15 protein-coding genes are annotated in these 12,832 nt (G+C 63.6%); 7 read left to right on the top strand and 8 right to left on the bottom strand.

Going from position 1 to position 12,832, the window contains the following annotated elements; translation table 11 throughout:
• Positions 1-129: 129 nt before the first annotated feature.
• Entirely contained in the window at positions 130-729 is a 600-nt protein-coding gene (locus THIMADRAFT_RS24385; RefSeq protein ID WP_007191619.1) for a fasciclin domain-containing protein, read from the bottom strand.
• 346 nt (positions 730-1,075) lie between these two features.
• On the opposite strand from THIMADRAFT_RS24385, the gene THIMADRAFT_RS03670 reads away from it, so the two are divergent.
• The gene (locus THIMADRAFT_RS03670) at positions 1,076-1,261 is read left to right on the top strand and encodes a hypothetical protein (RefSeq protein ID WP_007191618.1); all 186 of its coding nucleotides are present in this window, start codon (positions 1,076-1,078) and stop codon (positions 1,259-1,261) included.
• A 7-nt stretch (positions 1,262-1,268) separates the two neighbouring features.
• Here the strand turns inward: THIMADRAFT_RS03670 and THIMADRAFT_RS03665 are convergent, their stop codons facing one another.
• Positions 1,269-2,162, bottom strand: coding sequence for a glycosyltransferase (locus THIMADRAFT_RS03665; RefSeq protein ID WP_007191617.1), 894 nt, complete (start codon positions 2,160-2,162; stop codon positions 1,269-1,271).
• Complete coding sequence (locus THIMADRAFT_RS03660; protein WP_007191616.1) at positions 2,159-3,586, bottom strand: GH1 family beta-glucosidase; 1,428 nt, start codon at positions 3,584-3,586, stop codon at positions 2,159-2,161. The genes THIMADRAFT_RS03665 and THIMADRAFT_RS03660 overlap by 4 nt, the downstream gene beginning before the upstream one ends.
• Before the next feature lie 373 nt (positions 3,587-3,959).
• Between THIMADRAFT_RS03660 and THIMADRAFT_RS03655 the strand changes: the two genes are divergently transcribed.
• Complete coding sequence (locus THIMADRAFT_RS03655) at positions 3,960-4,931, top strand: metallophosphoesterase (RefSeq protein ID WP_007191615.1); 972 nt, start codon at positions 3,960-3,962, stop codon at positions 4,929-4,931.
• Between the two features lie 106 nt (positions 4,932-5,037).
• Here the strand turns inward: THIMADRAFT_RS03655 and THIMADRAFT_RS03650 are convergent, their stop codons facing one another.
• Both THIMADRAFT_RS03650 and THIMADRAFT_RS03645 read right to left on the bottom strand, forming a co-directional pair.
• Positions 5,038-5,544: a CDP-archaeol synthase gene (locus THIMADRAFT_RS03650; RefSeq protein WP_007191614.1), complete on the bottom strand. Its 507-nt coding sequence runs from the start codon at positions 5,542-5,544 to the stop codon at positions 5,038-5,040.
• 383 nt (positions 5,545-5,927) lie between these two features.
• Entirely contained in the window at positions 5,928-6,728 is an 801-nt protein-coding gene (locus THIMADRAFT_RS03645; protein WP_007191613.1) for an inositol monophosphatase family protein, read from the bottom strand.
• Positions 6,729-6,798: 70 nt separating this feature from the next.
• On the opposite strand from THIMADRAFT_RS03645, the gene THIMADRAFT_RS03640 reads away from it, so the two are divergent.
• The 4 genes from THIMADRAFT_RS03640 (at position 6,799) to THIMADRAFT_RS03625 (ending at position 9,920) form a co-directional block, all read left to right on the top strand.
• The gene (locus tag THIMADRAFT_RS03640) at positions 6,799-7,584 is read left to right on the top strand and encodes an RNA methyltransferase (protein WP_007191612.1); all 786 of its coding nucleotides are present in this window, start codon (positions 6,799-6,801) and stop codon (positions 7,582-7,584) included.
• Positions 7,585-7,798: 214 nt separating this feature from the next.
• On the top strand, positions 7,799-8,575 hold the full coding sequence (gene cysE / locus THIMADRAFT_RS03635) for a serine O-acetyltransferase (RefSeq protein WP_007191611.1): 777 nt from the start codon (positions 7,799-7,801) through the stop codon (positions 8,573-8,575).
• Between the two features lie 175 nt (positions 8,576-8,750).
• Positions 8,751-9,233 (top strand): Fe-S cluster assembly transcriptional regulator IscR, encoded by a 483-nt coding sequence (gene iscR, locus THIMADRAFT_RS03630; protein WP_007191610.1) that lies wholly within the window; start codon positions 8,751-8,753, stop codon positions 9,231-9,233.
• Between the two features lie 111 nt (positions 9,234-9,344).
• On the top strand, positions 9,345-9,920 hold the full coding sequence (locus tag THIMADRAFT_RS03625; protein WP_007191609.1) for an iron-sulfur cluster co-chaperone HscB C-terminal domain-containing protein: 576 nt from the start codon (positions 9,345-9,347) through the stop codon (positions 9,918-9,920).
• Between the two features lie 63 nt (positions 9,921-9,983).
• On the opposite strand, the gene THIMADRAFT_RS03620 is transcribed toward THIMADRAFT_RS03625, so the two are convergent.
• On the bottom strand, positions 9,984-10,412 hold the full coding sequence (locus THIMADRAFT_RS03620; RefSeq protein ID WP_040729535.1) for a rhodanese-like domain-containing protein: 429 nt from the start codon (positions 10,410-10,412) through the stop codon (positions 9,984-9,986).
• Between the two features lie 262 nt (positions 10,413-10,674).
• On the opposite strand from THIMADRAFT_RS03620, the gene THIMADRAFT_RS03615 reads away from it, so the two are divergent.
• Positions 10,675-11,616, top strand: coding sequence for a lysophospholipid acyltransferase family protein (locus THIMADRAFT_RS03615; RefSeq protein WP_007191607.1), 942 nt, complete (start codon positions 10,675-10,677; stop codon positions 11,614-11,616).
• Between the two features lie 34 nt (positions 11,617-11,650).
• On the opposite strand, the gene soxZ is transcribed toward THIMADRAFT_RS03615, so the two are convergent.
• Entirely contained in the window at positions 11,651-11,962 is a 312-nt protein-coding gene (gene soxZ, locus THIMADRAFT_RS03610) for a thiosulfate oxidation carrier complex protein SoxZ (RefSeq protein ID WP_007191606.1), read from the bottom strand.
• Positions 11,963-12,016: 54 nt separating this feature from the next.
• Positions 12,017-12,490, bottom strand: a complete 474-nt coding sequence (gene soxY / locus THIMADRAFT_RS03605) for a thiosulfate oxidation carrier protein SoxY (RefSeq protein WP_007191605.1) — start codon at positions 12,488-12,490, stop codon at positions 12,017-12,019.
• Positions 12,491-12,832 lie beyond the last annotated feature (342 nt).

The following is a 12,832-nucleotide window of genomic DNA, read 5'->3' as shown; positions in this document are numbered from 1 at the left end:
GGCTGGACTGAAGGCAAGGCTCGGGAGATCGAGCAGCCGGCCTGTCGATAGAAGAAGGGCGCACCGCGCAGCGCCTGGCCGCACCGGTACGCCCTTCGAGCTTGCATGGCGCAAACGCGCCTGATGCGATTAGAGCATCACGCGGTCGATCACATGAACGATACCGTTCTTGGCGACGATCGACTGCGACACGGTCGCATCACCGACCTTCAGATTACCTTGCACACCCACCGGTACCGTCTCTCCGGCCAAATTGGTGGCGGTCAGACCCTGCATCATCTCGGTCGCGCTCAGGCGACCGGGGGCAATGTGCGCGGAGATCAGCGACTGGAGTGCCACGGGATCCGCCAACAGGGCCGCGAGCTGCTCCTCGGGAACCCGCGCGAAGGCCTCGTTGCTGGGTGCAAAGACGGTATAGGGGCCCTCGCCCTCGAGTATCGCCTTGGATCCCGCCGCCTCGATGGCCGCCTGGAGCTGACTGAAGATCGCCGAGCCGCCGGTGATGTCGCCGAGCGTCTTCTCCGAGGCATAGCCGGGAGCGCGCGTGGTGTCGTATGCATCGAGTACATCCGACGGGGTGGCGTTGACCAGTCCTGCGCGTGCCCGCTCGCGGGTCTCCTCGTCCGCATACTTGCTGCCGAGTGCCAGTGCAGTCAGCGGACCCAGTGCCACGGCCAGAACGACGGCAATGGTCCAAGGATTCTTCTCGGGTGCGTTTTCGGTGCTCATCGTCGAATACCTCTGCAATGCTTGAACGGATTGAAGGAGTACGACGGGAGCCAAGGTGGTCGAAGAGGCTTGGCTACCGCATTTACCTACCAGCACGGTCAAGAATTAGGGCGACCTGAACAGAGACAAGAGATCCTATTTTCAGAACATGGTCATTTGAGCCTTTGCGGGTTGAGAAACCCCGAACCGGAACCCTGTCCGGCACGCATCCGATCGCCCGTGCCGAGCTTCATTCTTGATTTTGCCTGGAATCCGCAAATATGACGGGCAGCACGAGCGGATTTCTTGCCCAGCGTTTGCACACCAGACTCACACCGACCGACCTACAACCAGAGGAGCAACAGCGATGTCAGCCGGAGCCGTTAAGGGAATCGAGGTCTTGTTGATCGCAGGCGGCCTTTTTTGGTTCGCCTACTCTCAAATGAAGGCGTTGAAGCAACCCACCCCGGGCGCAGCGAAGGCGGAGGCCGAGCACGACGGCGAGTCGGCGGCGCAGGCCGCAGGCGACGAGCCGCCCCGACACCAGAGCTGATCGCGCCTCAGCGCGAGAGATAGGCCCGGACGGACTCTTTAAGGGTATCGAAATTCCGTCGGATCTCCGCCATGGCATCCTGAACCTCAGGTGTCACCTCTTCGGAGATCCGGCGGATCGCGGCGGCGTGCGCGTCTCTCCACTCCTCCATGCGCTCGCCTAGACGTTTCAGGGCCTCGTCCGGCCGACCCGACGTGCCTTTCTCCTCGTAACCGAAGCGGTAGTCGACGATGTCTTCGGTGACCTCGCCCTTGAAGAGGCGGTAGAGCTCGACTTGGACACACTTGGCGCTGTAGCTGAAGCGCCCGTCCTTCTCCAAACGGCGCACGCTCATCCGGATCCGCGTGGATTCGAGCATGTGCAGAGACGCATGCCGAGCAGCGCGTTTGACGAAGTCGTGATCCTCGGCGAGACGCAACGACTCGTCGAACCCGCCGACGCGATCGAACAGCTCGCGATCGACGAAGATCGCGAATCCTCCCGCATGCGGATCCGTCTTCAGACTGAGCTTGACGAACGTGTTGGCCAGCTCGAAAAGCAGGTCGTCGAGCGGATTGTTCGAGTCCGGCTCGAACCAACAGGTCGCGAGCCGCATGTCCTCGGCGTCCATCTCGGCGAGCGCCTTTTCCAGAAAGTCATCCGGCGGCAGCACATCGGCGTCGAAAAAAAACAGACGCTCGCCGCGCGCGACGGCCGCGCCCCGGTTGCGCCCGACCGCGGGCATCCCTCCCTCGACGAGTGTCACGCCGCGCGAGCGACAGATCTCGCGCGTGCCGTCGGTCGAGCCGGCGTCGGCGACGATGATCTCGAAGTCCCGAAAGGTCTGTCGGTCGAGCCGATCGAGCAGCTTGGGCAGCAGACCGGACTCGTTCAACGTCGGAATAACGATGCTTGCCTTCATGGTGTTGCCCTCGCGAGGTCGTGCTCTTCGATCAGATCGAGCGAGTCGTCGAGCGCCGTGGCAAGCAAGGATCGGTACATGGGCTCGGGGAGATCGAACCCGCCCGTACGGCAGACCGATGCGTACCAGTAGGCACTCGACTTGGGTGTGCGCTTCAGGGTGTCGTAGTCGACATGAACGAGCCCGAAGCGCTTGGACAGGCCCAAGGCCCATTCGAAATTGTCCAACAGACTCCAAACGAAATAGCCGCGGATGTCGCTCCCGGCATCCAGCGCCTTGCGCAGCATGAAGAGATAGGCCTCCAGATAGTCGCGCCGCGCCGCGTCCTGCACGCTGCCGTCGGCCTCCACACGGTCGGCGAAGGCCGCACCGTTCTCGGTGACATAGACCGGCGGGTTGTCGTAGCGCTCGCGCAGCCAGGTGAGTGTGTCGAGAAAGCTGCGCGGGTAGATCTCCCAGTCCATGTCGGTATGTACCGCATTCGGGTCCGGACTGCGCGCCAGCCGAAAGCCGAGCCAGGGCAGTCGGCTACGCTCGATGATGATGCGCGAGTAGTGGTTCACGCCGACGAAGTCGACCGGCTGGCCGATCAGGTCGAGGTCACCCGGGCGCAAGGTCCAATTGAAGACAGAGAGGAGCCGCCGAACCGGATTCGGGTATCGACCGGTCAGGATTGGATCGGCGAAGAGCCGGTTCGCCAACGCATCGATCCGTTCGGCGATCCGGACATCGCCGCGCCGCCGCGGGATCACCGGAAAAAGATTGAGCGCAGCTCCGACCCGAGCATTCGGCACCAGAGCGCGCAGACGCTGCAGCGCCGCACCGTGGGCCAGCAGTAGATGATGCGCGACACGAAACGCCATCAAGGGGTTACGACGGCCCGGCGCATGATCCCCGGAGACATACCCCGCAGCGACGACCGTCAGCGGCTCGTTCACGGTGACCCAATGCTTGACGCGATCCCCGAGACGGCGCGCCACGACCTCTGCATAATCGGCGAAACGCCAAGCGGTCGCGCGCGACTCCCAGCCGCCGCGCTGCTCCTCGAACCAGGGGAGATCCCAGTGATACAGGGTCGCGAACGGCCGAATCCCGCGCTCGAGCAGTCCGTCGACCAACCGATCGTAGAAATCCAGGCCGCGCCGGTTCACCCGAGCATCGGGCCCGCTCATCACCCGTGGCCAGGAGATCGAGAAACGATAGGCCCCGAGGCCGAGCGTCGCCATCAGATCAAGATCCTCGGCGTAACGGCGATAATGATCGCAGGCAATACCCGCGTCGCTGCCGTCCTGCACACGCCCGGGGCGCGCGGTGAAGCGATCCCAGATCGAGGGCACCTTGCCGTCGACATCCGGGGCGCCTTCGATCTGAAACGCCGCGGTCGCGGCTCCCCAGGTCAGGTTCTCGGGAAATTGGATTCGCATCGTCCTGAAGCCTCTCCGAGCGGATCCTGCATGCGGGCGCTGCACGAGAACGCCCGGGTGCAGGATCCGGGTCACGTTTTCGACCACCGACTTATGTTAAACCGCGCCCCGTGTGGTATGTGATGTTTTCAGACGGGATCGGCCCCGGTCGTTTTGACGACCGCTGGAGCCGGCGCGGTTTAAGAGATTAAAAAATATATTATTCTAAACCGCGTTTCCGCTAAGGGTCGTGGATGCGCCAAACGTCAAGCTCACTCGAAAGTGCGCTTCTCGCTCTAGACGCGGTTTAGGTTCGCGTGAGATGAAAGCACCGGCCCGGACATGACGCATCTCAACCCGGTCTTTCCACGACCGCCAAGCCATCGAGCACCGCATGGACACCGAAGACACGACAATCGATCTCAACGGGCTCGACCTCACCGGCATGGCCGCACGCATCGGCCGCACCCATCTGCGCCAACGCCTGGGGCTGGAAGGCGACCATGAGGTCTTCGTGCTGCGCCGCCCCGGCGCCCACTTCTTCTACCCCGAGAACTGGTACTCGGTCCACGGGGTGATTCGTGCGTGTCTGCGTCTCAGCGGGCTCTATACCCGCGCCCAACGCAACGCCCGCAGCATCCAGGTGAAACACCACCCCGTCGCAATCACAAACCTGCCCTCGGCCTTCGAGGGCTTTCGGATCCTGCATCTGACCGATCTGCACGTGGATATGGAGAGCCGCAACACCCACGCCATCAGCGAGTGCGTGCGCGGCCTGAACTATGACCTCTGCGTGCTGACCGGCGACTATCGCGCCCGCACCTTCGGGCCGATCGACCGCGTGCTTTCAGGCATGGCGACGATCCGTCTCCAGCTCAAGGGGCCGGTGTACGGCGTGCTCGGCAACCACGACACCCTGCGCTTGGTGCCCGGCCTCGAGGCGCTCGGGATCCGACTACTGCTGAACGAAGCGGTCGTCATCGAGCGCGACGGCGAGACGATCCACCTCGCCGGTGTGGACGATGCCCATTACTATCAGGTCCACAACATCGACCGCGCCTCCGCCGAGATCCCGGACGAGGCCGTCTCGATCCTCCTCTCGCATACCCCCGAGATCTATCGGCTGGCGGCTCACGCCGGTTTCGACCTCATGTTGAGCGGTCACACCCACGGCGGTCAGATCTGTCTGCCCGGCGGCATCCCCGTCGTCTGGGACGCCCGGTGTCCACGCGCCATGGCCTCGGGGCCCTGGCGCTACGGCACGCTGACCGGCTACACCTCGGTCGGCGCCGGCACCTCGGTGGTCAACGCCCGGCTCAATTGCCTACCCGAAGTCACGGTGCATGAGCTGCGGCGGGCGCGCTAAACCGCGTCCGGAGCGACAGGCGTCATTTTCATTTTGCGTTTGGCCTTGGAGATGTCCTCGATCTTGGTGAGACGCGGTTTAGCCGACAAGACCGTTATCCCGGCGATCAAAAAGGTCGTCGCCCCAATCCGCGAATCCTCTCGAGCATGCGACGCAGCCGCGCCGCGAACGGCGTCAAGAGCAGATCGATCAAGGTGAAGGCGATCACGACGATCGCGACCCGGGAGGCCGAGAGATCCAAGACAGGCATCAGTGCGATCGCCGGGATGAGCGCTTCCGGGACCTGATCCAACAGGAAGACGGATTCGCTGGGCTGCCGCCCCAGGCGTCGTTTGATGAAGCTCGCGAGGAGATCTCCCGACATTGCGCCGAGGGCAGCGACCACACCGATGAGCCAGGTTAAACCGAGCAGAACGGCGAGCAGCGGCGTCGTCAGCACGGCAGCGCAGAGCCCCCGCCAGGTCTTGGAGGCACCCAGCCAAGGGCGCCCGTCGCGAAAGAGGCGCCCGCCATCGAGCGGATGCGCAAAGCGATGCCCGAGGAGCAGGCGCAACAAGACCGGGACACCGTTCGCCCAGACGACCAACGCGAGCAATTGAAGGGTCGGAGTCATCGGCGCGGCATGATCTTCGAACGGTCGCCCCGCAAAAAAGCCGCTCGCACCCGAGCGGCATCCCGAGAGTTATCAGAGGTGTGTACCGACGTCGACGACTTCGGCTGCATGCATGAGATCCGCGAATCGAGCCCCGGAGATCTTGATCAGGTGCTCATGGTCGCCGGATTCGAAGTAGACCTCCGGTGGATTGACCCACTGGGAAGTCTAGACCCTCGAACCGAGATTGGCCGTCGCTCGCCCGAATCTCCGCATCCACCCGAAGACGCCCCCGGGGAGTCGCAGTGGCCCTCACCCGGCAGGTGAGTCGCTGGATGATCGTGATCGTCAACCGCGTCGAGCCCTTGCGTGCGGCACGAAACGGTCGACGGCCGGATCTCGGTCTAGGCCTTGAGCTGCTCGGTGAGATGCGGCGTCAGGAGGCTCAGCATCGCGCGATGCACATTGAGATTCCCTGCAATCAGATTTCCGGTCTCGAGAAAGGTCTTTCCCCCGGCGAGATCCGTGACGGTCCCGCCGGCTTCGGTGACGAGGAGCGCGCCCGCCGCACAATCCCACTCGGAAAGACCGATCTCCCAGAAACCGTCGGTACGTCCGGCCGCCACATAGGCGAGATCGAGCGCGGCCGAGCCCGGGCGGCGCAAGCCCGCGGTGGAGAGCGTCATATCCTTGAACATGCGCAGATAGACGTCGATGTGGCGCTGATCGCGAAAGGGAAATCCGGTCCCGATCAGTGCGCCTTCGAGCGAAGGGCGATTGGCGACCCGGATCTTGCGGTCGTTCAGTTGCGCGCCCTGGCCGCGAGCGGCACTGTACATCTCCTCGCGCAACGGATCGTAGACCACGCCGCATTCGAGCTGGCCCTTGTGCTTGAGCGCAATCGAGACCGAGAACTGCGGGAAACCGTGCAGATAGTTGGTGGTGCCGTCGAGGGGATCGATGATCCACTGAAAATCACCTCGACCCTGTGCGCCGCTTTCCTCGGCGAGGATCGCATGATCCGGGAAGCGCGCCCGCAGCTCCTGGATGATGATCGCCTCCGCACCGCGATCGATGTCGCTCACGAAGTCGTTGCGGCTCTTGGACTCGACCTTCAGCGAGTCGACGCGGTCCATGTAGCGCAGAAGGAGCTTGCCGGCACTGCGTGCGGCGCGGATGGCGATATTGAGGCTTGGGTGTTGCATAGCGTGCAAGATAACCGATGCGCGTCACCGATCAAAGATTGACAATCTACTGATGTTCTGAAGAACTTGCATGATGATGACTGAAAACACCGACAACGCGCTCGCGCGCATCCGTTTCGTCCTGGTCGAACCCTCCCTCAGCGGGAACATCGGCGCCGTCGCCCGGGCCATGAAGACCATGGGCCTCTCGCGCCTGGAGCTGGTCGCACCCAAGCAGCCACCGGATGCCGAGGCCCTGGCCCGTGCCTGCGGAGCGGACGACCTGCTGCAGCACGCGGGGGTCCATACCGACCTGCCCGCGGCCATCGCCGACTGTCGAGTCGTGATCGGCACGAGCGCGCGCCGGCGCACGCTCGAGTGGGAGACCCTCGAACCGCCTGAAACGGCCCGAAAACTGCTTGACGAAGCAGCCGCGGGCGAGGTCGCGCTGCTGCTCGGACGCGAGAGCTCCGGCCTCACCAATGCCGAGCTGGCGCGCTGCCAGTTTCTGGTGCACATCCCGACGAACCCGGACTTCAGCTCGCTCAATCTGGCGGCCGCGGCACAAGTCTTCGCCTACGAGATCCGTCGCTGTTGGCGCGAGGATCGTGCGGATGCGACTCGCGCGCCGTCAGACGAGCTCCGGCGCGATCTCGCCACTGCGCAGGAGCTCGAAGGTCTGCATGGTCACCTCGCCGACACCCTGCGCGACATCGGCTTCGGCGATCCGGACAGCTCCAAGAAGCTGCTGCTGCGCCTGCGCCACCTCTTCAATCGCGCTCGCCCGGATCGCGTCGAGATCAACATCCTGCGGGGCATCCTGAGTGCTGCGCAGGGGCGCAAGAGCGGGAAACGGTCGACGCCTCCGGCCGACTGACGAGACGTCATAAACCGCTTCCAGAGCAAGATGCATATTTTCGAGTCGGCTCGCCGTTTGGTGCATCCACAGCCCTTAGCGGGGACGCGATTCAACATGATCTGTTTTTAATCGGTTAGACCGCGCCGGCTCCAGCGGTCGCCATGTCTGCCGGGGCCGACCCCATCCAAAAACATCGCACACCGCGCCGGGCGCGGTCTAAAGGCTTGGATTTATGTTCAAACGATTGAAGGAAGACATCGAGTGCGTTTTCGAGCGCGATCCGGCAGCCCGCACCGGGTTCGAGGTCTTCACCACCTATCCGGGGCTGCACGCCGTGCTGGTCCACCGGCTGACGCACCGGCTATGGAAACGCAATCTCAAGTGGCTCGCCCGCGTACTCTCCAATCTGGCCCGACTCTTTACCGGAATCGAGATCCATCCGGGCGCCGTGATCGGCCGGCGCTTCTTTATCGATCACGGCATGGGCGTGGTGATCGGTGAAACGGCGGTGATCGGCGACGACTGCACCCTCTATCACGGGGTGACCTTGGGCGGCACGACCTGGCAAAAAGGCAAACGCCATCCGACCTTGGGGCGCGACGTGGTCGTCGGCGCCGGGGCCAAGGTCCTCGGACCGCTCCTGATCGGCGACGGCGTGCGCATCGGCTCCAACGCCGTTGTCGTGAAATCCGTTCCGGCAGGCGCGACGGTGGTCGGCGTCCCCGGCCGGATCATCGAGCCGGCGAAGGACGCGACCACCCGCCGCCGCGCCGACACCGCCAAGCGGATCGGCTTCGATGCCTACGGAGCGACACGCGATGCTCCCGACCCGATCGCCAACGCCATCAACCGCATGCTCGATCACATCCACCACATGGATCAGCGCGTCGAGCAGATGTCCAGAGCGCTCGAAAGCCGAGGCATCATGCAGCATTTCGAGCACGACCCCACGCTCGACGAGGTCGAGATCCCGCCCGCAACCGACTCGCCCGCAACCGACCGGACCTAAACCGCACCGGCTCCGACAGGTCTCGGAGCCGGCGCGGCCAAGTCAATCCAACGAACGACACAGACCGCACCGGGCGCGGTTTCGATTTAGTCGTAATTTCGGTATGGATTAATTGATCGCCGTGGTCGGGTACCGTATCATGCTGCGAGATATCGATTAACGGAGCGAGGTGCACGTGAGACTGACCACGAAGGGCCGCTATGCGGTTACGGCGATGCTCGATCTGGCCATCCATCAAGGCCAAGGGCCGATCGCGTTGGCCGATATCGCCCAACGCCAAGGCATTTCGCTGTCTTACCTCGAACAGCTGTTCGCGAAGCTGCGTCGTCGCGCACTCGTGACCAGCGTCCGCGGGCCTGGCGGCGGATACAATCTGGCGCGCCAAGCCGCCGAGATCCACATCGCCGAGGTCATCGCGGCGGTCGACGAGAACGTCGACACGACCCGCTGCGGCGGTGCGCACAACTGTCAGAACAATGGTCCTTGTCTGACCCACGACCTCTGGCACGATCTGAGCGAACGCATCTACGATTACCTCAACCGCATCAGCCTTCAGCAGCTCGTGGACCGCCGTGACGAGATGGGCAACCGTCCGGGCACGACCTGCACGGCCGTCGACGTGAAGCTCGGCGTGCAGCGCATCGTCGCCAACGCCTGACCGAACGCCGCAAGCGCGCACCGCCGAAGACGCCGGCGGCTTGCCTTGGGTGACCTGCAAGCACTAGGATTCGGGTTCGGTTGTCGGATTCCGGGTCGAGGCGCGCCGCAGGTGGCAACGATCTCCGCCGTTTTGAACGGCCCCAAGAACTATTTCGATCTGTTCGATCTACCGGTCGGGTTCATGGTCGACCAATCACGCCTCTGCGAGCGCTACCGAGCACTGCTCGACGGGGACGCGGCGACGTCGTACGGCCATCCTGAATCGGCGGCCGACTCGACGCCGGGGCAGTCGCCGATCGAGATCCAATTGGCCTATCGGACGTTGCTCGACCCCTTGGCGCGCGCAGCCTATCTTCTCGATCTTCTGGAATGCCGAGGCGACAGCTACGGCGCGGGCGCCGCCGAGTATGGCGCCCTCGAGGGTTTTCTGATGGCCGAGATCGAGCTTCGGGAAAGCCTCGACGAGGCAACCAGTCGGCCTGATCCGGCTGCTGCCGTCGCCGGGATCCTGACCCACCTGGCGGAACAAGGAGCGTCTTTGGAAAAGGATCTGCAGCGTGTGCTCGGCGATCCGTCGCCGCAGAACCTGACCGCTGCACGCGAGATCCTGCGCCGACTCGAGCTCGTCGGAACCTGTCGACGTGATGCGGAGGACCGTCGAGCGGCCTTGACGCCCCGATCCTGAGATCCGCCGTCGAGTGACCGACGGACCCGGGACGGATCGGGGCAGGCGTCGCGCCGATCGGTCTCAACACTGCTCCCACGGCAAACCGCGAAAGCGCCAACCGCCTTGGGTGCTTCGGTGGTGCTGTTCGTCGAGATCGCCCTCGAAGCCCTCGTCGACATGATAGACGGCCTTGAGCCCGTCCTGGAGCAGCGCCTTACCGGCTTCGAGCGAGCGCTTTCCGCTGCGACAGATCAGGACGACCGGCGCACAGGCCGCGCCCGGCTCGCACACGGCGCCGCCGAGCAGGAGTTTGCGGATCTCGGTCACGAAATGGGGGTTGACCACCCAATCCGGCTCGTCGATCCAGGGGACATGCACCGCGCCCTTGGGATGTCCCACGAACAGAAACTCCATCGAGGAACGAATATCGACAAGAACCGCCTGGGGATGCTCTTGGAGCATGTCGAAGGCCTCTTGGGGCGTCAGTGATCTCGGATGGTCATCATTCACGCGGTGATACCTCGTTTGGTGGTCGTCGTTTTTGTGATTGATCGGCGCATCGCCCGCCGCCGGAGCGCCGGCGGTCCCGGCGGCCCCGCGGTCAATGCAAGCGGCGTGCAGCAGTTTAACAAGCTACTCGGATCTGTCATTCGAATCCGAAGCGCAGCGCAGCGCCTCGTCGGTTCCGAGAAGGATCGGCAGGGCGCGAAGCAAGAAGGAGAGGGGTTTGGGGCACAAGAGGCAACCTGTCGAAGGGCCGAGACATGCCGGCATGAAGGACGCCGTGGCGCGTAGCCTCATGCATCTGCTGAACCGATTGCCGCTCGGGGCCGCACACCGCCTCGGCTCGGGCATCGGACTGCTGATCGGGCTATGGCCCAACAAGCAACGACGCAACGCGCTGGTCAATATCGCACTCTGTTTCCCCGAGCTCGACAGGAAGGAGCAGATTCGGTTGCGCAACCGGAATCTGCGGGAGTTCGGCAAGACCTATGTCGAGATCGCCCATCTGTGGCTACGACCGGCCGATGAGGTGCTCGCGCTGGTCCGCGAGGTGAAAGGCGGGGATCTGCTGGAGCGGCGCGACGGCAAAGGCTTGATCGTGCTCTCCCCGCACTTGGGCGCGTGGGAGCTGGCCGGGTTGCATCTCGCGGCACAAGGCCCGACGGCGATCTTCTACAAACCGCAGAAATATCTCGACGACATGATACTCGCCTCGCGTGCCCGCAGCGGGGCCGAGTTGGCGCCGATCACGGCGAAGGGGATCCGGGTGCTGGTTCAGGCACTCGAGCGCGGGGACTATGTCGGCATCCTACCCGACCAGGAACCCAAGGCCGACAAGGGCGCTGTCTTCGCACCCTTCTTCGGAATTCCGGCCTTCACCATGCTCTTGGTCAACCGACTGTCGCGCCGCACGGGCGCACCCGTGATCTTCATGTTCGCGGAGCGCTTAAAGGGGGCGAAGGGATTCAGGATGCATTGCATCCCGGCTCCGAGCGGCATCGACAGCGAAGACGATATCGAGGCGGCAGCGGCGCTCAACACAGGAATCGAGCAGTGCGTCTCGGTCTGCCCGGAGCAATATGCGTGGCCGTATAAACGCTTCAGACGACGCCCCGCCGGCGAACCGGGCGTCTACAAGGGTCCACTGTCGGATCGCCAAGCACTCGAGCAGGTGTCGCGAATACGCCGCGGGGTGCCTGACGCGAGCTGAGCACGTCCCTGTGCTCGGATAAGCGAACCCGAGATCAGGAGATCTCGCCGGTCGCGCTTTGGGTCTCGCCCATGTTGTCCGTCCAGGTGATCTCGATGGGATCCCCGGCAGCGCCGCCCGAGAATTTGAATGCCAAGTAGGGGTTCTTGGACACGCCGCCGCTCCAATTGGCGGTCATGACGACCTGATCCTTGGATTTGCAGACGACTTCCTGGATGAAGTGCGCCGGAACCAGCTCGCCGGTCTTGCTGTCCTTACGCAACCCGGTTTCCATCGGGTGACTCATCAAGCACTTGACTTCGGTCTCGCCGTCTTTGAGCTTGGCGCGGATCTTGATGTCTGACATCTCTCTATACCTCGAATTTGGTGTCTATGCCGTGTACCGCGGGGGTCGATTCGATCAGCCGCCGCAGCCGCCGATGGTGACCTTCACCTCCTTGGCGTTGCTGTAGAGCTTGTCGGCGGTCTGAACCACTGCCACGACGTTGGACGTCTTGGCCATCTTGATCCGCGTGGAAACGAAGGGCAGCGCCGACTCGCCGAGGTCGAACGAGGCAATGAGCGGTGTCTGGTTTTGGTCGGCAACAATCGCGATCGACTTGACGCCCTCCATGTCCGTCTCGACGGTGACCGGCACGACTGCACCGTTTTCGGCGATATCCGGGGCCTTGATCTTGATCGCATCGTTGGTCTCGGTCGCATCCGATCCCATCAGGCTCGACAGGGCTGCGGGCAGATCCTTCGCGTGGAAGGCCGCCTCGTTCCAGCTCGCAAGGACCATTCTGGGGGACAGCAGACCGGCGCCGACGGCGACTCCGACGGTACCGGCGGCGAGTGAACCCTTCAGCAGGATTCGACGTTTTGCATCGATCATGGAACATCTCCTATGGAGCATGGTTGGGTGGTCTGGGTTGCGAGAAGCATCACGCGTATCGGGTCATTTCGCGAACGCCGGCTCACCGAGGACGTCCCCGACGGACCGACACGGCCCGATGTCGACAACCGGCTATGCGCGCGGCCGATCCACCTGGATGAAGGCGCTCGACCGGGTTTCCGACGTACGGCTTGGACGCCCGGGCCCTTTGCAGCCCGATCCGACCCGCGTGGGGTTTGAACGGCGAGATCCTCCACATCATTATCAATCTTATTATTGATTCGCTTGGCGAGCTCTGCGGATCAGGCCCGTCGCCGCGGCAGTGCCGGAGACTGAATCAGG

The sequence above is a fragment of the Thiocapsa marina 5811 genome, from assembly GCF_000223985.1.
GTDB classification, from domain to species: domain Bacteria; phylum Pseudomonadota; class Gammaproteobacteria; order Chromatiales; family Chromatiaceae; genus Thiocapsa; species Thiocapsa marina.
This window is presented reverse-complemented; position numbering and strand designations above follow the sequence as displayed.

Excerpts from the sequence above, each read along its gene's own strand:
- THIMADRAFT_RS03655 (WP_007191615.1), top strand. The coding sequence starts at position 3,960 with ATGGACACCGAAGACACGACAATCGATCTCAACGGGCTCGACCTCACC.
- soxZ (WP_007191606.1), bottom strand. The coding sequence starts at position 11,962 with ATGTCAGACATCAAGATCCGCGCCAAGCTCAAAGACGGCGAGACCGAA.
- THIMADRAFT_RS03660 (WP_007191616.1), bottom strand. The coding sequence starts at position 3,586 with ATGCGAATCCAATTTCCCGAGAACCTGACCTGGGGAGCCGCGACCGCG.
- THIMADRAFT_RS03650 (WP_007191614.1), bottom strand. The coding sequence starts at position 5,544 with ATGACTCCGACCCTTCAATTGCTCGCGTTGGTCGTCTGGGCGAACGGT.
- THIMADRAFT_RS03665 (WP_007191617.1), bottom strand. The coding sequence starts at position 2,162 with ATGAAGGCAAGCATCGTTATTCCGACGTTGAACGAGTCCGGTCTGCTG.
- THIMADRAFT_RS03670 (WP_007191618.1), top strand. The coding sequence starts at position 1,076 with ATGTCAGCCGGAGCCGTTAAGGGAATCGAGGTCTTGTTGATCGCAGGC.
- cysE (WP_007191611.1), top strand. The coding sequence starts at position 7,799 with ATGTTCAAACGATTGAAGGAAGACATCGAGTGCGTTTTCGAGCGCGAT.
- soxY (WP_007191605.1), bottom strand. The coding sequence starts at position 12,490 with ATGATCGATGCAAAACGTCGAATCCTGCTGAAGGGTTCACTCGCCGCC.
- THIMADRAFT_RS03645 (WP_007191613.1), bottom strand. The coding sequence starts at position 6,728 with ATGCAACACCCAAGCCTCAATATCGCCATCCGCGCCGCACGCAGTGCC.
- THIMADRAFT_RS03640 (WP_007191612.1), top strand. The coding sequence starts at position 6,799 with ATGATGATGACTGAAAACACCGACAACGCGCTCGCGCGCATCCGTTTC.
- THIMADRAFT_RS03615 (WP_007191607.1), top strand. The coding sequence starts at position 10,675 with ATGAAGGACGCCGTGGCGCGTAGCCTCATGCATCTGCTGAACCGATTG.
- THIMADRAFT_RS24385 (WP_007191619.1), bottom strand. The coding sequence starts at position 729 with ATGAGCACCGAAAACGCACCCGAGAAGAATCCTTGGACCATTGCCGTC.